The following is a 24,280-nucleotide window of genomic DNA, read 5'->3' on the forward strand; positions in this document are numbered from 1 at the left end:
GGGGTGTTGCTTTGGAGCATTGTTTCACCAACTCTACCCCCTGACCTATGCGTGTCCTGAACGCCCTCCAATTTCAGTCGCCTTTGACTATGCTCACTGGTTTACTGCTGCTGACCAGCGCTTGCTGGGGCAATGTGCATTCCGATTTATTTATCGAGCCTGGCCAGCAGTTTGTGCTTGGTGGCAACCAGCGCGGCGCCTTCAAAGTAGCGGCTCGCAACGTGGGCAAAGTAGCCGTTGAAGTGAAAGAGCGGCCTGCCAATGGTGCCCCATTCAGTAAAGCAAACCTTAAGCCGGGGCAGCAAGCCACACTGCGGTTTGCGGCTGGCTCGGCGGCTGTGCTTGTCAATTCCACCGCCACCAAGGCCAACTTAGATCTGCGCATCACCGGCGAAGCGAACTTGAATATGAGCAGCGAAAACAAGCTCTGAGAAGAACCCACTACATCCCAACTTCTCACTCTCATTTCGTTTCGCCATGAAAAAGCTTTTGTTTGTTGCGCAGCCTTTCTCTTCACGCCTCGCCGATGTCGTCTGGTTGCTTTTCCGCTTACACTTAGGGTTGTCTGTTGCTGTTGGGGCCGGTTGGGCTAAGCTAATTAACCTGACCACCACACAGGAAGCCGCCAAACTAGCCACCAGCGCCGTGCCCCTAGCGCCACCCGACTGGTTTGTGCAGCAAGTGGCCACCCTTGGTTTTACCTATCCTACACCGTATGTGTGGGCTTGGTTGGCCGCTTGGGGAGAATTTGCTGGTGGCCTGCTCATTGCAGTGGGGTTACTAACCCGTTGGAACGGGGTGCAACTCGCTTTTCAGTTTCTGATTGTTGCTTTTCTGTGGTACGGCGAGCCTGAGCCCTTTCTCAGCATGTATTATCAGCAATTCCTATTTTGGGCCTTTGTGCTGGTAGCAGCACTTGGGGGCGGGCGCTATTCCCTGGACTATTGGCTGGTACAAAAGGCGCACATTCATGCTTCTGCTCCGCTGGCGGCTACCCTAAAAGCTCAGGTAGCAACAGTCGTACTGGTGTTGGCTGCTGGTGCGGTGGTCGCGCAGCCGTCGCAGACGCCAGCCAAAGTGGCCATGCAGGAACTGACTGCTATTGCTCAGCAATGGACTGGCTCCCTAACCTACCTGGACTACACCACTAAAAAGCCTGTTATGCTTGCTACAACCCTAACTGGCATACAAGCTACACCGCTGGAGTTGGAGCTCGACTTTGTGTACCAAGAGCCTAATGGCAGCAAAGTGAAAGGCTCCGACAAGGTCCAACTTTCTGCTGATGGCACTCGCCTGACCTGGGATGGAGTACCGCTGCAAATCAGTAGCAAAACCCGCCTGCCAGATGAAACGCTGCAACTAGTGCTCGAAGGCCGCGGGCTAGACGACAAGAAGGACTGCCTGATTAAGCGCACCGTGCTCCTTAGTTCGCATCAGTTTTCAGTGCTGAAAGAAGTGAAATACGATGGTACTACCGCCTTCCTCATGCGTAACAAGTATGAGTTTCAACGATAAGCATAATAGCGAAAAGAACAGTGAAAAGTAGACGGCAACGGCTGCCATATATAGTAGTATGTGTAATAGTTGCCTTTATTTAGAAGGGGGTGTTAAGAAAAATCACTATATAAATTGAAATATGGCCTTCGAGCCGAGGGTGGGTAGAGTTAAAAATCTATGTTATTTTTCTGTGACACTCAAAAAAACAATAGCTCGACCGATACAGGTTACTAATCTTCTACTATATATTTGTCACTATGATGTCGCACCAGCTAGTGAAACAGTTTTGCCTAACCAATATTCGTCCCGCGCGGGACGGAGTCGGGCTGACTTGCCGGTACGGAAGCTAGAAGCGAAATATGACGCTTAACCTCTGAAACCTTATATAGCCCGACTCCTAACACAAGGAGCCGGGCTTTTTTCTGCTATACAACCATGCTACAGCAACACTACGACCGGTACACCACCCAAGACCAACTGGTTTGGAAGGTATTGTTCGACCGCCAAACAGCTCTGCTGCACAAACGTGCCTGCCAGGCTTTCGCGGATGGCCTGCAACGCGTTGGTTTTCACCGCAATGCCATTCCTAATTTCGAGGAAACCAGCGAGCGGCTTCAGAAGGCTACGGGTTGGCAGTTAGAGCCCGTACACGGCATGCTCAACGATGCCGAGTTCTTCGGCTTGCTGGCGCAGCGCAAATTCCCGGCTACCGTCTGGATTCGCTCCATGGCGCAGTTCGACTTCATCCAAGAGCCCGACTTGTTTCACGGGGTATTTGGGCACGTGCCGCTGCTCATGGACAAAGCGTTTGCTGATTTCCTGCACTTCCTGGGCCAAGTAGCCGCGCAGCATCTGCACGATGCGGCCGCGCTGGAGCGGCTCGATCGGCTCTATGGTTTCACGGTGCAGTTTGGGTTGGTAGAGGAAAACGGCGCTACCCGGATGTACGGCGCCGGTTTGCTGTCCTCCTCGGGCGAGATTCACCATTGCATTGCCGACACCAGTACTCGTCGGCCTTTCGACTTGGCCACCGTGCTGCACACGCCCTACAGCGAAGCGCATTTGCAGGACCAATATTTCGTGCTGCCCAATTGGGAGCACCTTACTGGTAGCGTAGCCGAGCTAGCGGCCATTCTGGCTTCTGATTGGCAACTGAAACCAGTGGAATAAATTTCTTATATTCAGAACCACAACAAGCAATAGTGTGGAAGCCTGTTCCGTAGTTTTTCAAGTTGTCTGAAGTATGGCAGTGGGAGGGGGGATACTAGTACAGCCATTGCTTCCAACTTGAAATAGCCGGGTAGGTTTCTGCTCTATCTGCTTGTTGTTTTTTTGTAATTAGGTCTGGTAGAGCTAATTATTTTAAATTTTATCTACCTCCGAATAACAACAAAGCCCGACTGCGCATACAGCCGGGCTTTGTTGTTATTCGGAAGTGGCCACTTATGGTTGAGGTGTGGCCACCAACTACTTACAGCTAACTACCCCAAGTGCTGACCTTAACTTTTCAGCTTGAAGTTCTTCTTCAGGTAAGCTACCGACAGCGCGTGGGCATCGTCGCCAAACGTTTTGTTGTACTTGGGATTGGAAGGATTAGCGAAGGCGTGGTCGGCATCGTAGCTCTTGATGGTCACCTTCTTTTTGGCGGCGGCCATGTCTTTCTGAAATTGAGCTACCACTTCCGGGTTGATCCACTTGTCTTGGCTGCCGAAAATGCCAAGCACGTCCGTATTCAAGGTTTTGAGCTTGGTTACGTCTTTCTCGGGCATGCCGTAGTACATCACGCAACCTACGTCTTGCTTGCCAGCCAGCAGAGCGGTTTGTAAGCTCCAACCGCCCCCGAAGCACCAGCCTACACTTGCCACTTGTGCCTTAGAACCAGCGTATTGCACGGCTCCTTTGATGATGGCCTGCGCGCGGTCGGTTTTCACGGCTTGCATGTATTTGCCAGCCTCTTCCGGTGTGGTAGCTACCTGGCCGTCGTACAGGTCGAGGGCTAGGATGTTGACACCGGGCAGGTCTTTGGCGTATTGCGCGGCTTCTTGCTTGATGTAGTCGTTGAGGCCCCACCACTCATGAATCACGAACAGGTACTTGTCGGAGGGAGTGGCCGATTTGATTTCGAATCCTTTCCCGGTTTTGCCATCAGGGGTTTTAAACTCAATTGGCTGTCCTTCGCCCGCATAACGAAAAGGCAGCGGTGCATCGTGGCCGCCCGAGAAGTCCTCGTTGGTGGCGAGCATGGCAAAGGCCTCCGTTGCGTTTTGGTTTGTTGGCTTGGTGCAGCAGCTCATCGTGCTTTGCGCCGAAGCCATAACAGCCGTGCTTAATAGCACAGTAAGGAGAGTCCAGATTCTTTTCATGTAGAAAGTAAGGAAGAAGGATTAGTACAAAAACCTGTAAACCAATGTAATTACACAGGTTCAAAAGACTGGTGGTAAACTGTAAAATTGGAATTTAGTTTTGTACAATTACACAAGTTTACACTGGAACCAGCCAGTTGACTGACAGTCAAGCGTTGTAGGAATTGAGGGGTGACTGGGTTATGCGGGTTATCTATTATCTATCAAGTTGTGCATGCATCGTGCACGGGCTCTTAGCGTGCACCCACCGCCCCGTAGGCGACTTCAGGCCGCTGCCGGTATCTACCATAGCACCTGCTCCCAAACTGCTATTCCTTAGCGGTCGGCTGACGGCCGAGCCATCTGGCTCCCGGCTCCACGACATGCACGCCGAGGCGGTGCTTGGTACTTTGAAAGCCCCTGAAACAGCAACTGACACATCTGCTTTTTTGCGCGTTTCCCAACTCGATGGCCGTAGCCAGGTGGTAGGCGTAACGCGGGTCACGCATCCATTGCGCCGGAGCCTGGAGCACGTAGCCGATGATCAGCGCACTTTCCAGCGCAGCGAAGTGAAGTTGCCAGCGGCCGAGTTCTTCGTTCGGCTGGCTCTGCAGCCAACGGCCACTACGGTCCGCATCGAAGAAATTGCCGACGGTCGAACTTCTATCCTCAGTGAACTTGCTATTCCTTCTAAGCTATGAAAGCCTATACATTTTACTTGTTATTGTTGCTATGGGCGGGGCTGTCTGGGCCAGTGGCCGCGCAAACCTTCCCCGTCGATACGTTGGTGAAAACGGGCAGCTTAACCAAGCGCATCAATCTGGTTTTTGTCCCCGACGGCTATAAGGAAGCGGAAATGCCTTTATTCATTAGTAGGGCCAAGCAGGCCTTGCATAGCTTGCTAACTCAAAGTCCGTTTCAGGAATATCAGCAGTATTTTAATGCCTTCGCCATTAAAGTGCCTTCTGCCGAGAGCGGCTCGACACACCCTCGCACGGCGCCTGACTGCGGTCCTACGCCTTCCTTCAAGGCATCCACTTACTTCAACAGCACCTTCGATGTGGGCAGTATTCACCGCTTGCTGGTGCCCCAGCGAACTGCGGCTTTGGGCATGGTGCTGGCCCAAAGCTTCCCAACCTACGACCAAGTATTTGTGCTGGTCAACTCCAGTGAGTACGGCGGTTCGGGTGGGCAGTTTGCCACCTTTTCAGCCAATAACAACGCCTCCGAAATAGCCATCCACGAAATCGGACACTCCTTTGCGGGGCTATCCGACGAGTATTGGGCAGGAAGCCAATACGCACGGGAAACAGCCAACATGACCCAAACCACCGATCCGGCCACAGTGCGCTGGGCTTCCTGGATGGGCACGAATGCCGTGGGTATCTATCCTCACGTAGACCATCCTGAATGGCAAAAGCCGCACCAGAACTGCAAAATGCAGTTCTTGGATATGCCTTTCTGCTCGGTGTGCAAAGAGACATTTGTGGAGCGCATACACACGTTGGTGCCGCCGTTGCAAGCCTGTTCTCCCACCAATTTCACGATCAGCAACCCCCGCCAAGATTTGTCGTTCGCGCTTACCTTGTTGCCACCCAGCCCTAACACGCTCAAGGTAACCTGGACCCGCGACGGTGAGGTGTTTGCCCGCGACACGGCGGCAACCACTGTTGCGCTGGCGCAATTGCCATCGGGCATGCACACCGTTCGCGCCGTTGTGGTCGATACGACGGGCCTCACACGCCAAGCCAGCCACGTCATACAACACACTTATACGGTTGACTGGACTATCACCCGCACTGTTGCCGGGGTGAGCATGGCTTCCGCTACGGCAGTGTACGAAGTGGAGACGTACCCCAACCCCGTAAGCGACGTGCTAACGCTCAACTACCAACTGCCTCGCGTGGCGCCAGTAACCGTTACGGTGCTCGATGCTGCTGGCCGCAAAGTGAAAACTATTCGGTATAACCGGCAAGCTGCCGGCCGCTACCATTATCAATTACGGGCCGAAGAACTAGGGATAAGCCAGGCTGGTATCTACACGCTGCTGCTCGATGTAGATGGTATTCCTATCACGCGGCAACTCGTGAAGCAATAAGCTCTCTGTTGAATTCCACTTCAGTAGGTCTAGCGGCTTGTCCGTACCACTGCGCGTAGTTCCGTGAGCAAGGCGTAGAGACCAACGTAGGTCCGGTTCAAGTAAATAAAGTGCTCGGAGCCACGCGGTTCCCGTTGCTGTCGCAGTTCCGGCTGCTGCATCAGGTCGTCGCCGAGGGCGTAGAGTGCCTGCATGTACGACGGGTCGCCGAAGTCGAACACCTCTTGCCGGAACGGCCGACCGACTAGCTCTAGCGACGCTTGCATGGTGTCGAGGTAGAACTGCTGCCGGGTAATGGTATCCTCAGGACGCAGAATGCCCGCTTCGGTGAGCAGTGCCGCCAGCTTGCTACGGTCGGCTAGGGTTTCGGGCGTTAGGAGGCCGTTGAAGAGGCGGTGTACATCGGCGGGTACTTCTTTTACGCAACCAAAATCCAGTACACCAACGGTGCCACCGGCTTCGGCGCGCAGCAGGAAGTTGCCGGGGTGCGGGTCGGCGTGTACCATGCGTAACTCGTTGAGCTGGTACATGTAGAAGTCCCACAGGGCCTGGCCCAACTGATTACGTACTTCCTGCTTGGGAGCGGTAGCCAAGAACTCCTTTAAGTGCAGGCCGGGCAGCCAATCCATGGTTAGGATGCGGGCCGAGGACAGCGCCGGGTAATAGGTGGCAAACTCCAGGTGCGGCAAACCGGCGCACTGCGCTGCTATTGCTTGCCCGCGCCGCAACTCCAAGGCATAATCCGTTTCCTCGATGAGGCGAGTTTCCACTTCCTGCAAGTAAGGGCGTACCGTGGCTTCATCTAAGCCCAACACGCGCAACGCAATGGGCTTGACCAGCCGAATATCCGAGCGGATGCTGTCGGCCACGCCGGGGTATTGCACCTTCACGGCCAAGGCTTTCCCGTCTTTGCGTGCGAAGTGTACCTGCCCGATGCTGGCTGCCTGCCGGGCGTTGATGTCAAATTCCTCGAATACCTCGAACGGCGACTTCCCGAAAGCATCCCGAAATGCCTTCACCACCAACGGGCCCGATAGGGGCGGCGTTTGGTACTGCGCCTGCGCAAACTGGTCGGCATAAGCGGTAGGCAGTAGATTCTTTTCCATGGCCAGCATCTGCGCCACTTTCAGCACCGAGCCTTTCATCTCGCTTAGGGTGCCATACAGTTCGGCCGCGTTGGCCGCATGCAGATCATCGGTGGTGCTTTCGGCTCCTACGGCGCGCTTGGCGTAATGCTTCACGTAGTTGGCGCCTACGTTGAGGCCAGTACGCGCAAAGCGAGCCGCCCGCGCTACTTTGGTGGTGGGAAGAGAAGAAAGAGAGTTATTCTCAGGTAATTCGGACATTCAAATTGATGTGAAAACGGTGTAAATCCGCTGCGCAACAGCTGCTTGCTCAAGGCCATCAAGCTGACGCGACGCCTCCTAAGTGTTTCGCATGCTAAGGTTGTATAGGCAACTATTGCCAAAGCACCTATCATGCTGAAGATGTGGCGCATCAAGCCAGGGATGCAACGAAGCTAAAGCATCTCGCCGCGCGTGCTGACGAAGCCAAACTATATCGGTCATGCTGAGCGCAGCCGAAGCATCTCGCTCGAATCGTTGCAGCACTAACTGAGTTTACCACACTAGCGAGATGCTTCGACTGCGCTCAGCATGACGTCCTGATTGAGTAGTTAGCCTGTGCACGCACGCGGGATGTTATGACACGCGGCCGCCAGATCAAGCAAACCGTACACTTTTTCAAACTAGCGCCGACGGCGGCTGTGCAGCAGAAAGCGAATGAAGTCGGTGGCAGAATCCAGGGTGTTGCGGCCGACTAGGTCGAAGCTCAACGTCACGGCTTTTTCAATGGCTGCGTCGGTGCGCTCGAAGTTGATGCTGTCATCTTTGGCAAAGAAGCTCAGTACAAACAACTGTTGCTGCCAGAAAAACTGCGGGTAGCCGTCCTGGATAAGCTGGCGGCTGGCTACTTCGTCGGTGCGGCGTCCTTCGCGCAGGATTTCATCTACAAAATCCTCAAACTCCTGCCGGAAATCATCGAGCACCCGAGGCGTGAGGCCCGGCATTTTTGAAAGCGAGCGGCGCAACGCGTTGAGGGCGTAGCTGCGGTTGCGCTTTAAAATCTCGATGAGCGTGTAGTAGAAAGCCAGCAGCTTTTCGCGGGCACCGTACTGCTCCCAAACAGGCTCCTTGGCGGCCGTGGCCCGAGCTTCCCGGCCAAAGTCGGCCCACAACTCCCGGTCGATAACGTCGAAGTTGGCATAGTGCAGGTAGAACTCCTGCTCAGGCAAACCAAGCTTCTTGGTGAGCTTGTACACCGACGCCGGCTGGTGGCCTTTGTCTAATACATAGTCGAGGTAGGCTTGCTTGATCCGGACTTTTGTGGCGCTGGCCGTTTCGGGCATTGCTTGAGGCGAAGGTTGCTGTTCCATAGTACTATTATAACCATCGGGGCGGCCGATTAGTTGAGTTTATTCCGAACAGTTTCCACCTATTGCCTCCCTCAGCTTACAGCCGCCCGATACGCGGTGCGGAAGGTTTCTATGGCCCGTTCGCGCGCAAACTTGTGGTCTACTATAGGCACCGGATAAGCACTAGTACCGTATTCGGGCACCCACTTTTTCACGTAGGCCAGGTCCGGGTCGTACTGCTTTAGCTGACTCTGGGGGCTGTATACCCGGAACCAGGGTGCCGCTACCACTCCGGTACCCGCCATCCACTGCCAGTTGCCCACGTTCTGGCTCATATCGTAGTCGAGCAGCTTGTCGGAGAAGTACTTGTCGCCCCACCGCCAATCAATGAGCAAGTGCTTTACCAGGAAGCCGGCCGTAGCAATGCGGGCGCGGTTGGGCATGTAGCCGGTTTCGTTTAGCTCGCGCATGCCGGCGTCTACCAGCGGGTAGCCGGTGCGGCCTGCACACCACGCCCGAAACTCTTCTTCGTTGTTGCGGTAGGGCACGTGGCGCAGGCGGGGCTCATAGCTTTCGGTGGCAGTATATGGGTAGTGCCACAGCAGCATCATGAAGTAGTCGCGCCAGATGAGTTCGGCCAGCAGCTTGGGGTTCAGTTCTTGAGCCTGCCGCATCAGCTCCCGCACGCTTAGCGTCCCGAAGCGCAAGTGTACCGAGCGGCGTGTGCTGCTGTCCACCCGACCGGGTGTGTTGCGGGTGAGGTGGTAGTTGCGCACCAAGCTTTCGGTAGGTAGCTCGGCAGAGGGCACAAACTGCCGGAATTCCTCGAAGCCCATTTCGGTTAGGGTGGGGCGGCGGGGTGCGTTGGGAAGCTTAGCTAGGTTGGTGGCGTTGAACAGCTCGGCCGAGGGGTAGGGGAGCAGTTGCTCGTTGCGGAGAGTTTCCAGCCAAGCCTTACGGTACGTCCCGAATACTTTGGAAGGCTTGCCTGATTTGCCGAGTATCTCGTTTTTGGCAAAGATTACTTGGTCTTTCAGCGCGTGAAATGTGGCACCATGCTGCTGGCACAGCTGTGCTACGGCGGTGTCCCGTTCGGTGGCGTAGGGCTCGTAGTCTTCGTTGGTGTACACGGCGGCCACCTTGTAGGTGGTCAGCAACTGCGCGAAAACTTCGAGCGGCCGCCCATAAAATGCCAGCAGCTGGCCCCCTGATTGGGAGGTTTTGCGGCCCAACCGCTCTACCTCATCATAAATAAACGTGACGCGCGCATCGCTCCGGCTAGGCAGCAGATCCAGGATTTCTCGGTCGTAGATAAAGAGCGGTACCACTGGGAATCCGCTTTGCAAAGCGGCGGCCAAGCCGGCGTTGTCGTGAAAACGAATGTCGCGGCGGTGCCAAAAGAGCGTAATTTCTGTCATAAAGCAAGTATAGCACGAAGCTTCAACTTCGCCCATCGTTGAACCATATACTTAGTACGGGCTGCAGGTCAACGACGATACGCGAAATCGAAGCTCCGCGCTGCTCGTTACTTCAACCGGCCCATACCGCCGTCTACCGGCAATACCTGGCCGGTGATAAAAGAGCTGTGGTCGGAGAGCAGAAACGACGCCATGTAGGCCAAGTCTTGGGGCTGACCAATGCGCTGCAAAGGATGGCGTTTGGCGCCTGCCTCTGCCTTTTCGGGCGTGTTGAGCAAGGCCGCAGCCAAGGGCGTATTTGTCAGGGACGGTGCCACGGCATTCACCCGAATGTTGCTGGCGGCATACTCGGCAGCCAGCGCCCGGGTAAGCCCTTCCACGGCGGCTTTGGCCGTGGCAATGCTGGCGTGAAAGCTCATGCCCGTATCGGCGGCTACCGTGCTGAAGAGCACCACGGAGGCGCCGCCCGCTTTTTTGAGCCGCTTCATAGTGGCTTGCAGCACTTGCACGGCCCCAAGCACATTCAACTCGAAATCAGCCCGAAAATCATCCACCGGAATTCGCTCGAAAGGCCGCAGCTTGATGCTGCCCGGGCAGTATACCACGCCATGCAGTTCATCGGGCAAACCGTCGAGGGCGGTACCGATAGGCTGCGTTACGTCTAGTTCCAGAAAGGTGGTACCTAATTCGGCCAGTTCTGGGGAGAGGTGGCGGGAGGCGGTGTACAGATTGGCATTAAGCTTATGCAGCAGCTGGGCCGTAGCTAGTCCAATACCCGAAGAAGCCCCAACGAGCAGAATGTTTTGGTTGGCAAATTCCATGCAGTGAAATCAATTAGACAGGATCTAGTGACAACTGAATGGTGCAGCTAAGGTTTGTGCTAACCACTGAATAAGATATTAGCAACTGATGCCAGTTATTACTGCCATCTTCTCAAATAGTGGCTGGATAAACTATTTGTTTGCTAGATAATCGGCGTATTTATGCTAAAATTTCAATATACTATAATAGTGAAGCGAATTTTCGCTCCTATTTCCCAAGTCTTTGAGTAGCTTGCCACACGCATTCCTGTTCTACTTAAACACCGCATACTCCAAGATGAACATCCGCAAGCTGCTAGTCGCCAATCGGGGCGAAATTGCTATTCGCGTCATGCGTGCTGCCACCGAGTTAGGTATTACGACCGTAGCGGTTTACACCTACGAAGACCGTTACTCGTTGCACCGCTACAAAGCCGACGAAGCCTACCAAATTGGCCGCGACGACGAGCCGCTGAAACCATACCTGGATATTGAGGGGGTGATTCGGACGGCCAAAGAAAACGGCGTGGATGCAATTCATCCGGGCTACGGCTTTCTGTCGGAAAATGCCACGCTGGCCCGGCGGTGCGCCGAAGAGAATATCATCTTCGTGGGGCCGCGCCCCGAAGTAATGGATGCCCTAGGCGACAAAGTAGCCGCCAAGAAAGTGGCCGTTCAGTGCCAGGTGCCCATTATTGAGAGCAGCATTCAAGAGCTCAACGACTTGCCCACTGCGCTGGATGAAGCCCACCGCATTGGCTACCCCGTGATGCTGAAAGCCGCAGCGGGCGGCGGCGGCCGTGGTATGCGGGTTATTCGGGACGATGAGCAATTGGAGCGCGGCTTCTTCGAGGCTCGCAACGAGGCGCTGAAAGCCTTCGGCGACGATACCGTGTTCTTGGAGAAGTTTGTGGAGCAGCCCAAGCACATCGAGGTGCAACTGGTAGCCGACAACCACGGCGGCCTGGTTCACCTCTACGAGCGCGACTGCTCGGTGCAGCGGCGCTACCAGAAGGTGGTGGAAGTGGCTCCTTCGCTGAATCTGCCTGACCACATGCGCCACCTCTTATATGAGTACGCGCTGCGCCTGGGCCGGGCCGTGAACTACAACAACGTGGGTACGGTCGAGTTTTTGGTTAACCCCGAGCAAGACCGCATCTATTTTATCGAGGTGAATCCCCGCATTCAGGTAGAGCACACCGTTACGGAGATGATTACGGGCGTGGACCTCATCAAAACGCAGCTCCACATTGCTGATGGCAAGCGCCTCACTTCTCCGGAAATTGGCTTGGGCGGCGACAACAAACCCCTGAAAAACGGTTACGCCATTCAGTGCCGCATCACCACCGAAGACCCCACCAACGATTTCAAGCCCGACTACGGCACCATTACGGCGTATCGTTCGGCCGGCGGCTTCGGCATCCGCCTTGACCAGGGCTCGGTGTACACCGGCGTGAAAGTGTCGCCGTTCTTTGATTCTTTGCTGGTGAAAGTATCTACCCATGCGCCCACGCTTGGCGAGGCGGCCACCAAAATGGCCCGCACGCTCGACGAGTTTCGGGTGCGGGGGGTGCGTACCAACATCCAGTTTCTGCAAAACATCATTGCGCACCCCATTTTCGGGAGTGGGGCCGCCAACGTCGATTTCATCAAGGACCACCCCGAGCTGTTCAAGTTCAAGACCCGGCAAGACCGCGCCAGCAAGGTGCTCAACTTCCTGGGCGAAATCATTGTGAACGGCAACCCCGACGTGAAAGGCCTCGTGGACGAGCGCCGGGAATTGCGCAAGCCTCGCCTGCCGCAGTACGACCCGGAGGCGCCCTTGCAGCCCGGCACTAAAAATAAGCTCACGGAGCTTGGTCCCGAGGCATTTGCCAAGTGGCTGCGCGAAGACAAGCAGATTCACTACACCGACACCACCCTCCGCGATTCGCACCAGAGCCTACTGGCCACCCGCATGCGGACCTCGGATATGATGAAGGTGGCCGAGCGCTACGCTCACCAGCACCCCCAAACCTTCTCGCTGGAATGCTGGGGCGGGGCCACGTTTGATGTGGCGCTGCGCTTTCTGCACGAAGACCCTTGGGCCCGCTTGGCGCAGCTCCGCAAGGCCACCCCGAATATTTTGCTCCAGATGCTCATTCGCGGGGCCAACGGCGTGGGCTACAAGGCCTACCCCGACAACCTTACCGAGCGGTTTGTACAGCAAGCTGCCGAAACCGGCATCGACGTGTTCCGCATTTTCGATTCGCTGAACTGGATGCCGGGCATGGAGGCGTGCATAGGCTTTGTGCGCAACAAAACCGACCGGTTGGCGGAAGGTAGCATCTGCTACACCGGCGACATTTTGGACCCCAAGCGCAACCAGAAATACAACCTGGAGTACTACCTGCGCCTGGCTCGCCAGATCGAAGAAGCCGGCGCGCACATCCTCTGCATCAAGGACATGGCCGGGCTACTGAAGCCTTACGCGGCCACCGAACTAGTTACGGCCCTGCGCGAAACTATCAGCTTGCCCATCCATCTGCACACCCACGATACATCGTCGCTACAGGCGGCCACGTATCTGAAAGCGGTGGAAGCAGGTGTTGATGTGATTGATGTGGCGCTTGGTAGCTTGTCGGGTTTGACGTCGCAGCCCAACTTCAACTCCGTAGTGGAAATGTTGCGTGGGCAGCCGCGCCACCGCGAATTCAACCAACCGTCGCTCAACGAGTTCAGTAACTATTGGGAAACGGTGCGAGAGCATTATTACCCCTTTGAATCGGGCTTGAAGGCCGGCAACTCCGAGGTATTCCAACACGAGATTCCGGGCGGACAGTACAGCAACCTGCGGCCCCAAGCGGCGGCGTTGGGCTTGCTCGATAAGTTCGAAACCATCAAGAGCACCTTCGCCGACGTGAACCTGCTCTTCGGCGATATTCCGAAAGTAACGCCTTCCTCGAAAGTGGTAGGCGACATGGCGCTGTACCTAGTTTCCAACAACCTCACCACGCAGGACGTGGTGGAAAAAGGAGAGAGCCTGAACTTCCCCGAATCGGTGCGCGAACTGTTTCGCGGCGACATTGGGCAGCCCGAAGGTGGCTGGCCCGCCGACGTGCAACGCGTCATTCTCAAAGACGAGCAGCCCTTCACCGACCGGCCCAACGAGCACTTAGCGCCTATCGACTTCGATGCGGAATGGCAGAAGTTCGAAGAGAAGTTTGGTGCCCGCGCCAAGTTCACTGATTTGCTGTCGTGGCTGCTCTACCCAAAGGTGTTCGAGCAATATTGGGCGCACTTGGTCCAGTACGGCGACGCGAGCATTGTGCCCACACCGGTGTTCTACTACGGCTTGAAGCCCGGCGAGGAAACCATTGTAGACATTGCCCGCGGCAAGAGCATCATTGTGGGTTTGCAGTCGATTGGTACGGTAAACGAGGACGGCAACCGCACTATCTTCTTCAACCTCAACGGCCAGACCCGCAACGTGGAAGTGCGCGACCTGAGCGTGGAGGTGAAGCGCGTGCTCAACCAGAAAGCCGACAAACTCAACGCCAAGCAAGTTGGTGCCCCGCTTCAAGGGCTACTCTCGAGAGTGTTGGTCAAAGATGGCGAGGAAGTGAAGCGTAATTCGCCACTCTTTATCATCGAAGCCATGAAAATGGAAACCACCATTACCGCTCCCGAAGACACCACCGTGCAAAGCCTGCACCTACCAGAAGGCACCCTCGTGAACGCCGACGATTTGGTGCTAACACTGGCGTAGTATGAGTGAAAGCTAATATCTTACTGCTGCCTTGTGTTACAAGGTGAGCTTGCTGTACAGAGCAAACTAAGAGCCGTTGCGCTAACCAGTAGTGCAACGGCTCTACTTGCTTTGCCTTCACAAAGTATTGCATTGGAGGTGGATGGCTAGGTGTATAGTAAGCAATTGATTTTAAATAAGATAAGTAAGTTTGAAGTTGCTATGATTACGCGTTTGCTACCCATTGCCGTTTTGCTGCTGATTAGCGCGGCAGCGGCGGCTCAGAGTTCTTTACCACCGCCCATTGAGCAAACAGGTGCTGCGGCCCGGGACAATATTGATGCGCTAGGGCGGGGCGACGCGGCCGTTGTACGCAAACCCACCAGTGCGGGAGTAATAGGCACCCCTTACGCTGACAATCGGTGGCTACTGGCTCGAATTACCCTTTCGACGAAGCTGCCATTGGCGCCAGTACCACTCAAATACGATGTGCTAAACCAGCGCCTCCTCATGCGCCCCCTCGACCGGGGAGTTGATTCGCTGCAACTCGATGATCGGGCGGTGACGCGTTTCGAGTTGGATGACCCTGTTCCGGGCACCACCACTATTCGAAAGCGGGTGTTTCGGCGTTTCGAAGAAGCCCTCGTCCCTAACCAGCGCATGGATTACGTGGAGGTGCTGCATGAGGGCCGCTACTCGCTATTGAAGCGGTATGTGAAGCTGCTGCGCAAGGCCAACAATACCGGAGCATACAACACCGGCCAGCAATACGACCAAGTCGAAGATAAGAACGTGTACTACCTGCGCCGTCCTGATGCTAGCTTGGTGCCGCTTAAGTTGAGCGTGAAAACGTTGCAAGCGGCCATGCCAGAACTTGCCGCTGCCCTCAAGGAATCGGGTGCCGCTCAGAAAGCCAAAACTGACGTTGAGTGGGCTAACGTACTTGATACTCTCGACCCCAAATAGAAAGCGAAATCTACTTTTCACGTAAGCAGCCCTCCAGCATAAGGTTAGAACACATATCTAACATCATGCTGGAGGGCTGCTTACTTATTCACTATCTGTTATCGGGCCAAGACAAGGTACCCTAGTGCAGATATACGGCATGCAGCACGGCGGCTGGTTGGGTTGCGGCCTCAGTGAAAAGCCGCAGCGTGTCGCCGCTGATTTGGTAGGTGCGCGTGTTTGTCAGGGCGTTCATGAAACCGGTTTCGGTGGAAAGATCTGGGCATGCCATCTTAGTAGAAAGAAGCGGGCCGAACCGAAGCTGCCCATCGGCGGGGAGTTCAAAAGTGCCGCGAAACCGGTTGCAGCCCCCATTGCCTTCAGCGTTCAATTCGTTGGTCCGTAGCAGCAAATATGCTTCGCCATTAGTTGGAACAGGAACCGGTTGGCCCTGCAAGGTCCGAAGCACCCAACGAGTGTTGCGTAGTGAAGCCAATGGGGTAATAGGTTGCGAAGCTGGCGAGGTAGACTGACAAGCGGTAAGCAGTAGCAAGGGCAATCCAAGTGCAATACGATGGAGATTAAGCATAAGACAAGAGAAGTTACTATGCACTTATGAGTGAAATAGGAAAAGGCAGCTACTGAATTGTACAAATAACTGTCCAAAACGGTTATTTTGCGTCATGCGCAACCTCATTCCCACCGTTCTGTTTTTAGTACTTTCAACTTTTCAGCTGCAGGCGCAAAAGAAAACCGCTTCTACGCCCGCTGGAGGAGTTTCAGCGGCCACCGTGGAGCGCGTTATGCGCACGTTGGCCGCTGACAACATGCAAGGCCGCGCCGCAGCCAAACCGAGTGGTTTGCAAGCCGCACAGTTTTTGGCCACAGAGTTCCAGCGTATAGGCTTGCAAATGTTGCCGGGCCTGACAAGCTACGAGCAAGTTTTTCCAGCATATGAGACGCACGTGGCGGCCTTGTTCGTGACGCTGAATAATGCGCCCGTAGCTAAGGAGAAGGCTTTGCTTGTTTCCACGCAGCCCCACCTAAACTGGACCGATACCGACGAGCCCGCCACGCGGGTTCTGGTAGTTGGTCCGCAGGACAACATGCAGCAATACATGCGCGACATCGTGCGGCCGCGTGAGAATACTGTGGTGCTGCTTGACCCCACGCATGCCCCGGCTTTCAAGCGAATAGCCGATTATGTAAGTCACAGCAACGTACGGGCTGAAAAAACAGAGAGTCCGTTCTCTAGCGTCGTGGTGCTGACCTCAGCGCTGCCCGAAGGAAAAGTAACCTTCAAGGTAGCTGCTAACACCACAGTGCGTACGCTGGAGCTGCGCAACGTTGTAGGCGTATTGCCAGGTAAAGATCAGGCGCGCGCCGCTGAGCAGGTAGTCTTTTCAGCCCACTACGACCACATCGGCTTCTTGCCTGCCGTGGCCGGCGACTCCATTGCCAACGGGGCCGATGATGACGCCAGTGGTACAACGGCTGTGGTGGCTCTGGCTGAGCATTTCAAAAAGAAAAACAACAACGCCCGTTCCCTCATCTTTGTGGCTTTTACAGCCGAGGAAATCGGCGGCTTTGGCTCCCGATACTTCTCGAAGCAGCTCGACCCAGCCAAGATCGTTGCCATGTTCAACATTGAAATGATTGGCAAAGTATCCAAGTTTGGGCCCAATGCTGCCTTTATCACCGGCTTCGAACGGTCTGATTTCGGTCCGTTGCTGCAAGCAAATTTGAAGGGCTCGGCGTTTCATGTTGAACCCGACCCGTACCCCGAGCAAAACCTGTTTTACCGCTCCGATAATGCTACCCTGGCCCGCCTAGGAGTGCCCGCCCACAGCATCAGCACCGACCAAATTCCTACCGACAAGCTCTATCACTCGGTAGATGACGAAATTGAATCATTGAATTTGCCGAACATGACGGCCATAATCAATGGCATTGCCCGAAGTGCCACCGGTATCATATCCGGTCAGCAAACCCCAACCCGCGTTGCGCCAGAAGCTACTGCTACCCAGAAGCCCTAAAATCAATAGGGTATAATTGAAAACAGCTAAGGCCGGCAAAGAAGCAGTCTTTGCCGGCCCTAGCTGTTTATCTTTACGTTGGCTCGTCGCTGCTCTATAGTAAAGGTGTGTCGCTGGCAGCGTTTTCTTGCTCAGGAATAATGACTTAAGCGGCCGTATGCGCTTGGAAAGATGACTGACTTTGCGTGGGGTCAACCTTAAGAACTTTGCCAGCTACAGGCAGCGTCACCCATACCATTGCGCCTCCTTCGGGGCCTGCACTCATGCCCAGGGTACCGCCGTGGCATTCAGCGAAAGTCCGGCATAGCTGCAGGCCTAAGCCTGTGCCTTGGACTGGCCCACCCGAATTGCTAGCTCGTAGCTGTGGCTGTTGGGGGTGCAGCACTTGCTTTAATTGGCTGATGGGCATGCCCGGCCCCGTATCAGTTACTGAAACACAAACCTGGGTTGGGTCGGTAGTGTCGGGGGTGGCTTGCAGCCGGATGGTGCCGCCGGTGGGAGTGAATTTAAGGGCGTTGCTGACGAGGTTGCGCAGAATAGTGCGCGCCATGTTCTGATCAGCGTACAGAACCAAGTGTGGGTCTGCATCATACTGAAGCTGAATCTGGTTGGAATGAGCACTGGTTTGAAACAGTTCGTAGCACTCCGATAAAAGATCCCGCGCGTACAGATGTTCAGGATGGCAACTTAGTTCGCCTGTTTGGCTGACCGCCCAATTCAATAAGTTGTCGAGTAGCCCATTGAGGCTTTGGGCTGATTCTCGGACGAGTTCGGGCAAGTGGCGGAGGCCTTCCTGGTCGTTGGTCCGCTGATAGAAGCTAATCAGCTCTGTCACCCCGGTAAAGGCCATTACCGGTCCGCGTAGGTCGTGCGCGATAATGGCATAGAGGCGCGCTTTGGAATCGGCTAGTTGGCGAAGCTCCTGGGCGGCATCCTCCAAGGCCGTATTTTTGGCCGCTACTAGCTGGTGCTGGGCAGCTAGTTCCTGGCGGCTCCGCAAAAGCTGGCCGTATAATAAGCTGCCGACTGCCACAAGCAGCAGCAACCCCCCAACTATCACCCCCAGTAATTGGATCCGATCTTCATCTCGTTCGGCGCGCAGTTGCGTTACCTTTTGGCGCTGCGTGAGAAGGCGGATATTATCTTCCTGCTCGCGCGCATTGTAGCGGCTTTGGAGCGCGGCCATAGCACGGGTGTTTACTTCTGTCATTAAGCTGTCGCGCAGATGCTGAAAACGCTGCTGCATGGCGTACGCCTGTTGGTGTTGACCAAGTGCGGCATAGTTGTCGGCGAGCTGCTGATAAGCGTTCTGTAACCGTTCGGGCGAACCTACTTGCTGCGCGTAGCGCATGCCAAGCGTTGCTGCATCCAGGGCTGGCTGTAGCTCCTTTTTGGCCTGCATCACTTTTGACAAGTACGTGTATGCACCAGACAAGCCGTATCCATCACCTAGCACCCGGTAGAGCATTACAGCTTCCAGCAAGCTCATGCGCGCCGAATCGGGCTGATGCTGGCGGGCCTGCACTTTGCCAAGGGTGAAGAGGCTGTTGGCCTGACCAGAAAGATCGTTGACAACGGCAAACAACAGCAAAGCCCGCCGGATATACTGGTTGGCTTGCTTGAGGCTGTCTTGTTGCCAAGCAACGTCAGCCAGATTGGTTAGGAACAGGGCCTGGTCGGCGGAATCATGCCGCTGCTCGGCCAGAAACAACCCCATGTGGTAGAACCTGGCCGCCGTAGCAAAATGGTTGTGCAGAATGTGGCACTTGGCCATGCCGTTGTACGCATAGCCCATGGACTTCTTCATGCCCAGCGACCTGAAAATGCGTAAAGCAATTAAATGCTGCCGCAGTGCTTCGTCGGCACTGCCAGCCAGAGTCAGGCAGGTACCAAGGTCGTTGTGGCAGCGCGCCTCACCACGGGGGTAGTTGAGTTTGCGGGCCAGAGCAATACCTTGTTCGGCGTAAGTACGGGCGCGCGGCAAATCGGAATGACTTAAGTTCCAGCACAACTCATCGAGTAGCAATACGCGCAGGGTATCGGTAGGCTCGGTAAGAGCTAACTGCCTTTGTAAGCTGTCAAGGACAGCTGGGTTGGCACTCTGCGCCTCAGCCGCCCAGATAGGTAAAGTAGATAGTGTAAAAAAGAGTAATAATGTTTTCACGATAACTTGGCAACCAGTAGCTATAGACCTACTGGTCAAATCTACGGATAATTCTATGTTAAATATAGAATTAAACATAGTCGAATTATATGTATAAGCAAATAAAAATAGTTAAGTGCAAAAATTGCCATTAGATTTGCCTTGATATTGGACGCTGTGTTCGATATAATAATAAGGTTAAGCTCAAGTTTTAGTATGGACCTAATGTTCTTCAATTGCGGTCAATAAAAGGTTAAAACGGCTCGTAATGTCTAAAGAATAAGCATATTACTCAGATAGTACAGATGATTTTTAGTATTGAAATATGACATATCGTATATCTGTTGTAAATGATTAGTGACTTATTGGAGTGCTTCAGCGCAATCAGATGCAGGGAGGAATATGGATGAATGAATTTCAGGCAACTGATAATTATGCAATTGAATAAGCATTCTATTTAACTAGAAGGCTGCATGAAAGTCAGCCTAAATGTTGCTCACCAAACACAAGCAGTGCTTGCTGTTAATGTGGTAGTCGTACGCTTATACCTGCGCCTACATAAGACCCAGTAGGAGCATAAGAAGCAGTTCCAGGGCCGTTGCCCGCCGTTAGGTCAAGGCGGAGGCTAGGAAGAGGCCGCCAATATACCCCTGAAGTCACCCCCGGGTGCCACCCTGCCACGCGCTGCCATGTGGTATACGTCTCGGCGAAAAAGCCGAAATGCTCGCCTAAAGGGCCATTTAGTGCCAAGGTGCCTATATATTGACCCCGGCTTGTGTCGGCTGCCTTGAAGCCGCGTTGCCGGAAGCCAAGGTTGGCCTCCAAGCCAAACCGCTTACCGAGTTGTTGGGATATCAGCAAACGGGCTGCGGGCTCGTACACTTTGTCGGGGTAGGAATCATCACCATTGCGCAACGTCATTTCGGCGAGCAGCGCCACCTGAGAGCGGTTATCCTGGTTGGAGGAAGCCAGCATTTTGGCGCCAACAGTGAGCGGCGCAAACCCCGTCGGTCCCACTGTAGGTGTCGGAACCGGCCCGACCTCCGGAATAAATGTTGTGCTCTGAGAGGGTGAGTGCCGATAATCCTGCTCTACCCGCAACTCCATCAGGCCCCAAAAGCCAACCCGCAACAAGCCCCGCGAAAAAGCCCTAGACGTACCATCAGTGGCCCGCAGCTGGCGCTGGCTGCCTACTTCGAGCTGCACCTGACCCGGACGCAGGATGTTGGTCGTGACGGTTTGGCCGGGCCGGTCGGGGCGAATATTGCGGATGAACGGGGTATCGGCATTGTCGACGTTGGGGTCAACGGTCTGGGCCAGAGTGCGGGCCGAACCGGCCAGTAAAAAGCCGGTGGCAGTCAGCAGGGTGGAGATGCGCATGTCTTCCGGACGCCAGTACGCCGAAGAAAGTTCGTCCGGGCCAGAAACGTAATCTGCTAATCCCAACCGATACAACGTGGTATGGCATAGATGTCAGGGCTGCTGATGACCCACGTAGCGTAGTATAGCAGACGCTTTTCGCAGGTACAAACCATTCCTAATCACACCAGAAAGCCCCGATACTAGGCAGCATCGGGGCTTCTAAAGGAATAGGCAGGCTTCAGTAAACTGATGATTAATGCACCAGTACCGGCTCTCGCTCCTCAAGGGCCAGCTCCGGCTGCGGGCCATACTTGGAATGCTCGGCGCGGTAGGCCCGCTCGAAAATGAGGGGAAAGATGAACAGGGTCAGGATGGTGCCGGTAATCAGACCGCCAATAACCACGATAGCCAGCGGTTTAGAAGTTTCGGAGCCGATGCCGGTGCTCATGGCGGCGGGCATCAGGCCGATGGTGGCCATCAGAGCCGTCATTACCACGGGGCGCACCCGGCTGGTTACGCCGTCGGCAATGCTGAAGTCGAGGCTGAGCTTGCGCACCATGTTTTGCTTGAACACCGATATCAGAATCACGCCGTTTTGGATGCAGATGCCGAAGAGAGCAATGAACCCAATACCGGCCGAAATGCTGAAGTTGGTGTGGGTAATGAGCAGCGCCGCAATGCCGCCGATGATGGCAAACGGTACGTTGAGCAGCACTAGCCCGGCGTCTTTCAAATTGCCGAACAGCATGAACAGGATAAAGAAAATCAGGGCCAGGGAAACCGGAACCACTTGCGTTAGACGCTCCGTGGCGCGGCGCTGGTTTTCGAAGTCGCCGGTCCACTTCATGCTGTAGCCTTTGGGCAAGCTCACCACCTTGTTCACCTCGCGCTGTGCTTCTTCAATGGTGCTGCCCATGTCGCGGCCGCGGATGCTGAACTTCACGGCCGAGAAGCGCTGATTGTCGTCGCGGTAAATGAGCGATGGGCCCGTAACGTCTTCGATGGTCGCAATTTCGGAAAGGGGCACAGACTTGCCATTTTGCGTGGGTACCATCAGGGCTGCAATCTGTTGGGTAGACTCGCGGAACTGCTGCTGGTAGCGCACACGGATAGGGAATTTTCGCTCGCCTTCGTACATCTGCGAGGCTTGCTTGCCGCCCACAGCCATTTCTAGTACGGCATTGGCGTCGGATTTGCTTACGCCGTAGCTGGCCATACGCCGCTCGTCTAGCTCCACGTGCAGCTCCGGCTGCCCGATGTTGCGGAGTACGCCCAAGTCGTCGATACCCTTGATGTGCTTGAGCACGCTGTACACCTGGCGGCCTTTTTCTTCCATCAGCTTCAGGTCGTTGCCGTAGATTTTCACTGCAATCGAGCCTTTCACGCCCGAAGCAGCTTCTTCCACGTTGTCGGTGATGGGCTGCGAGAAGTTGAAATCCACGCCGGGAAAGCGGTTGAGCTTCTCCTTCATCCCCGCAATTAGGGCCTCGCGCTTGTCCTTGTGCTTCATTTCGGCCTGCACTTCCGGCGTGTGCTTGAGCTGCACTAGAAACTCGTTGTTGTAGAAGCCGGTAGGGTCGGTGCCATCATTGGGGCGGCCGGTCTGGCTCACCACGTCGCCTACTTCGGGGAAACTCAGGAACACCCGGCGCATGTCGTTGCAGAGCTTGTTGCTTTCTTCCAGCGAGATGCTTAGCGGCAGCTGCGCCCGCACGTAGATGGAGCCTTCGTTCAGTTCGGGCAGGAACTCGGAGCCAAGGAAGTGGAAGGCGCCCATGCCCGCCACCACGGCCACCGTGGCTACCAGCAAACTGGCGGTTTTGCGGGCGTAGGTGAAAGAGAAGAACCGTTGCGCGCCTTTGTTGATGCCGCGCACAAAGAAGTTGTCTTTCTCTACTACGTTCTTCTTCAGCAAAATGCTAGTGAGCACTGGCACCAGCGTGAGCGTGAAGATGAGCGCGCCGAGCAAGGCAAAGCCTAAGGTCCAGGCTAGGGGTGAAAACACCTTACCTTCCACTTTCTCGAACGAGAAGATGGGGAGCAGCGCCGTGATGATGATGGCCTTAGAGAAGAAAATGGCCTTGCCCATGTCGCGGCCGGTTTTCTTGATCAAACCCGATTTGGCGAGCTTGTTGAACTTCTCCATGCCCATCTTATGCGCCTTGTGGTCGAGGGCCACGAAGAGCCCTTCCACCATCACCACGGCCCCGTCGATGATGATACCGAAGTCGATGGCGCCCATGCTGAGCAGGTTGGCGCTCATGCCTTTCAGCCGCAAGCAGATAAAGGCGAACAGCAAAGCCAGCGGAATAATCACCGACACGATAACCGTGGTGCGCCAGTCGGCCATGAACACGAACACGATAACCGTCACGAGCACAATGCCTTCTAGCAAGTTGTGAATCACAGTTTCGGTGCTGAAGTCGATGAGCTGCTGCCGATCGTAGAAGGTGTGGATTTGTACACCGGCCGGTAGAACCTTCTCGTTGAGCAGCGCGACTTTGTCTTTGAGGCGGGCAATAACTTCGGACGGGTTTTCGCCTTTGCGCATTACCACAATGCCTTCCAGCACGTCGTCGTTGAGGCCGCGGCCGACCCGGCCTAGCCGCGGCAGCGCCGACTCCTGCACCTGCGCCACGTCTTTCACCAGAATTGGGGCCCCGTTCACGTTCTTGATGACCGTGTTGTTGATGTCGGAGATGTTGTTGAGCAAGCCAATGCCGCGCACCACGTAGTTCTGCTGGCCCTGGTTTATCACGTCGCCGCCCACGTTGATGTTGGAGCGCTGAATGGTGTTGTAGAGATCGAGGGGCGTGATGTTGAAGGTCTGGAGCTTGCCCGGATTCACGCTGATTTCGTAGGCTTTCACTTCCCCGCCGAAGCTGTTTACGTCGGCCACGCCGGGCACGGCTTTCAGGTTGCGCTCTACCACCCAATCCTGAATGGTTTTCAGCTCACGCGTGGTCTTGCCCTTGCTCTGGAGGGTGTAGCGGAAGATCTCGCCGGTGGGGCCGTAGGGCGGCTGCACGTCGGGTTCGGCGCCTTCGGGCAGGTCGGCCTGGCTGAGCAGGTTGTTGACTTGCACGCGGGCAAAGGCATCGTCCACGCCGTCATCGAAAATCACCTTCACCACCGACAGCCCAAAGAGGGTAGTGGAGCGGATGCTGGTTTTCTTCTGAACCGGGTTGAGGGAAATTTCAATTGGAGCTGTTACAAACTTCTCAATCTCCTCGGCCGAGCGGCCGGGCCACTGCGTGATAATGGTGATTTCCGTGTTCGTAACGTCTGGAAACGCCTCGATGGGCGTGTTGCGGTAGCTCATGACCCCGGCCACAATAACGACCAGCGTCATTAAGAACACGAAGCCCCGGTTTTTAAGCGAAAAGGCAATAATGCCCTGAATGAATTTATTCATGATAAGTCGTGGCTGACTAGATAGGTATCGTCAGGCTGAGCGAAGTATCCCGCGGGCTGACGTTGATATGGGTATTGGTCATGC

At 55.1% G+C, this 24,280-nt stretch carries 16 protein-coding genes and 1 pseudogene; 8 read left to right on the plus strand and 9 right to left on the minus strand.

Annotated features, from left to right (window positions below):
* Positions 1–47: 47 nt before the first annotated feature.
* From P1X16_RS06610 to P1X16_RS06620, 3 genes and pseudogenes are all read left to right on the plus strand, one after another.
* A complete protein-coding gene (locus P1X16_RS06610) occupies positions 48–431 on the plus strand; it encodes a hypothetical protein (RefSeq protein WP_277227130.1) in 384 nt (127 codons plus the stop codon).
* A gap of 46 nt (positions 432–477) precedes the next feature.
* A complete protein-coding gene (locus P1X16_RS06615; protein WP_277227132.1) occupies positions 478–1,515 on the plus strand; it encodes a DoxX family protein in 1,038 nt (345 codons plus the stop codon).
* Positions 1,516–1,920: 405 nt separating this feature from the next.
* Positions 1,921–2,667 (plus strand): annotated as a pseudogene (locus tag P1X16_RS06620) (phenylalanine 4-monooxygenase); the annotation flags it as partial.
* Positions 2,668–2,996: 329 nt separating this feature from the next.
* On the opposite strand, the gene P1X16_RS06625 reads toward P1X16_RS06620, so the two are convergent.
* On the minus strand, positions 2,997–3,860 hold the full coding sequence (locus P1X16_RS06625) for a dienelactone hydrolase family protein (protein ID WP_277227134.1): 864 nt from the start codon (positions 3,858–3,860) through the stop codon (positions 2,997–2,999).
* 221 nt (positions 3,861–4,081) lie between these two features.
* On the opposite strand from P1X16_RS06625, the gene P1X16_RS06630 reads away from it, so the two are divergent.
* Together P1X16_RS06630 and P1X16_RS06635 are read left to right on the plus strand one after the other, a co-directional pair.
* Positions 4,082–4,540, plus strand: a complete 459-nt coding sequence (locus P1X16_RS06630; protein ID WP_277227136.1) for a hypothetical protein — start codon at positions 4,082–4,084, stop codon at positions 4,538–4,540.
* The gene (locus P1X16_RS06635) at positions 4,537–5,937 is read left to right on the plus strand and encodes a M64 family metallopeptidase (protein WP_277227138.1); all 1,401 of its coding nucleotides are present in this window, start codon (positions 4,537–4,539) and stop codon (positions 5,935–5,937) included. Before P1X16_RS06630 ends, P1X16_RS06635 begins: the two co-directional genes overlap by 4 nt.
* Positions 5,938–5,966: 29 nt before the next feature.
* On the opposite strand, the gene P1X16_RS06640 is transcribed toward P1X16_RS06635, so the two are convergent.
* The 4 genes from P1X16_RS06640 to P1X16_RS06655 all read right to left on the minus strand — a co-directional run bounded on the left by P1X16_RS06640 (position 5,967) and on the right by P1X16_RS06655 (position 10,589).
* Positions 5,967–7,283 (minus strand): AarF/ABC1/UbiB kinase family protein, encoded by a 1,317-nt coding sequence (locus P1X16_RS06640; protein ID WP_277227140.1) that lies wholly within the window; start codon positions 7,281–7,283, stop codon positions 5,967–5,969.
* A 401-nt stretch (positions 7,284–7,684) separates the two neighbouring features.
* Positions 7,685–8,371: a TetR family transcriptional regulator C-terminal domain-containing protein gene (locus P1X16_RS06645; protein WP_277227142.1), complete on the minus strand. Its 687-nt coding sequence runs from the start codon at positions 8,369–8,371 to the stop codon at positions 7,685–7,687.
* 71 nt (positions 8,372–8,442) lie between these two features.
* Positions 8,443–9,768, minus strand: a complete 1,326-nt coding sequence (locus tag P1X16_RS06650) for a deoxyribodipyrimidine photo-lyase (RefSeq protein ID WP_277227144.1) — start codon at positions 9,766–9,768, stop codon at positions 8,443–8,445.
* Positions 9,769–9,875: 107 nt separating this feature from the next.
* Positions 9,876–10,589: an SDR family oxidoreductase gene (locus tag P1X16_RS06655; protein ID WP_277227146.1), complete on the minus strand. Its 714-nt coding sequence runs from the start codon at positions 10,587–10,589 to the stop codon at positions 9,876–9,878.
* A gap of 277 nt (positions 10,590–10,866) precedes the next feature.
* Here P1X16_RS06655 and P1X16_RS06660 point away from each other — a divergent pair, with 277 nt between their 5' ends.
* Positions 10,867–14,316 (plus strand): pyruvate carboxylase, encoded by a 3,450-nt coding sequence (locus tag P1X16_RS06660; RefSeq protein ID WP_277227148.1) that lies wholly within the window; start codon positions 10,867–10,869, stop codon positions 14,314–14,316.
* A gap of 201 nt (positions 14,317–14,517) precedes the next feature.
* Positions 14,518–15,261, plus strand: coding sequence for a hypothetical protein (locus P1X16_RS06665; protein ID WP_277227150.1), 744 nt, complete (start codon positions 14,518–14,520; stop codon positions 15,259–15,261).
* A gap of 121 nt (positions 15,262–15,382) precedes the next feature.
* Here P1X16_RS06665 and P1X16_RS06670 read toward each other — a convergent pair whose 3' ends face one another.
* On the minus strand, positions 15,383–15,829 hold the full coding sequence (locus P1X16_RS06670) for an META domain-containing protein (RefSeq protein ID WP_277227152.1): 447 nt from the start codon (positions 15,827–15,829) through the stop codon (positions 15,383–15,385).
* A 94-nt stretch (positions 15,830–15,923) separates the two neighbouring features.
* Between P1X16_RS06670 and P1X16_RS06675 the strand changes: the two genes are divergently transcribed.
* On the plus strand, positions 15,924–17,276 hold the full coding sequence (locus tag P1X16_RS06675) for a M20/M25/M40 family metallo-hydrolase (protein ID WP_277227153.1): 1,353 nt from the start codon (positions 15,924–15,926) through the stop codon (positions 17,274–17,276).
* 145 nt (positions 17,277–17,421) lie between these two features.
* Here the strand turns inward: P1X16_RS06675 and P1X16_RS06680 are convergent, their stop codons facing one another.
* From P1X16_RS06680 to P1X16_RS06690, 3 genes are all read right to left on the minus strand, one after another.
* The gene (locus P1X16_RS06680; protein ID WP_277227155.1) at positions 17,422–19,440 is read right to left on the minus strand and encodes a HAMP domain-containing sensor histidine kinase; all 2,019 of its coding nucleotides are present in this window, start codon (positions 19,438–19,440) and stop codon (positions 17,422–17,424) included.
* 501 nt (positions 19,441–19,941) lie between these two features.
* The gene (locus tag P1X16_RS06685) at positions 19,942–20,799 is read right to left on the minus strand and encodes a transporter (protein WP_277227157.1); all 858 of its coding nucleotides are present in this window, start codon (positions 20,797–20,799) and stop codon (positions 19,942–19,944) included.
* A 235-nt stretch (positions 20,800–21,034) separates the two neighbouring features.
* Positions 21,035–24,196 carry a CusA/CzcA family heavy metal efflux RND transporter gene (locus P1X16_RS06690; protein WP_277227159.1) on the minus strand — a complete coding sequence of 1,054 codons (3,162 nt, stop codon included), beginning with the start codon at positions 24,194–24,196 and terminating at the stop codon, positions 21,035–21,037.
* Between the last annotated feature and the right edge of the window lie 84 nt (positions 24,197–24,280).

This window comes from Hymenobacter sp. YC55 (assembly GCF_029433095.1).
Classification (GTDB): domain Bacteria; phylum Bacteroidota; class Bacteroidia; order Cytophagales; family Hymenobacteraceae; genus Hymenobacter.

Bases quoted from the DNA above. Each gene is read 5' to 3' on its own strand.
- P1X16_RS06610 (WP_277227130.1), top strand. From the start codon at position 48: ATGCGTGTCCTGAACGCCCTCCAATTTCAGTCGCCTTTGACTATGCTC.
- P1X16_RS06615 (WP_277227132.1), top strand. From the start codon at position 478: ATGAAAAAGCTTTTGTTTGTTGCGCAGCCTTTCTCTTCACGCCTCGCC.
- P1X16_RS06625 (WP_277227134.1), bottom strand. From the start codon at position 3,860: ATGAAAAGAATCTGGACTCTCCTTACTGTGCTATTAAGCACGGCTGTT.
- P1X16_RS06635 (WP_277227138.1), top strand. From the start codon at position 4,537: ATGAAAGCCTATACATTTTACTTGTTATTGTTGCTATGGGCGGGGCTG.
- P1X16_RS06640 (WP_277227140.1), bottom strand. From the start codon at position 7,283: ATGTCCGAATTACCTGAGAATAACTCTCTTTCTTCTCTTCCCACCACC.
- P1X16_RS06645 (WP_277227142.1), bottom strand. From the start codon at position 8,371: ATGGAACAGCAACCTTCGCCTCAAGCAATGCCCGAAACGGCCAGCGCC.
- P1X16_RS06650 (WP_277227144.1), bottom strand. From the start codon at position 9,768: ATGACAGAAATTACGCTCTTTTGGCACCGCCGCGACATTCGTTTTCAC.
- P1X16_RS06655 (WP_277227146.1), bottom strand. From the start codon at position 10,589: ATGGAATTTGCCAACCAAAACATTCTGCTCGTTGGGGCTTCTTCGGGT.
- P1X16_RS06660 (WP_277227148.1), top strand. From the start codon at position 10,867: ATGAACATCCGCAAGCTGCTAGTCGCCAATCGGGGCGAAATTGCTATT.
- P1X16_RS06665 (WP_277227150.1), top strand. From the start codon at position 14,518: ATGATTACGCGTTTGCTACCCATTGCCGTTTTGCTGCTGATTAGCGCG.
- P1X16_RS06670 (WP_277227152.1), bottom strand. From the start codon at position 15,829: ATGCTTAATCTCCATCGTATTGCACTTGGATTGCCCTTGCTACTGCTT.
- P1X16_RS06675 (WP_277227153.1), top strand. From the start codon at position 15,924: ATGCGCAACCTCATTCCCACCGTTCTGTTTTTAGTACTTTCAACTTTT.
- P1X16_RS06685 (WP_277227157.1), bottom strand. From the start codon at position 20,799: ATGCGCATCTCCACCCTGCTGACTGCCACCGGCTTTTTACTGGCCGGT.
- P1X16_RS06690 (WP_277227159.1), bottom strand. From the start codon at position 24,196: ATGAATAAATTCATTCAGGGCATTATTGCCTTTTCGCTTAAAAACCGG.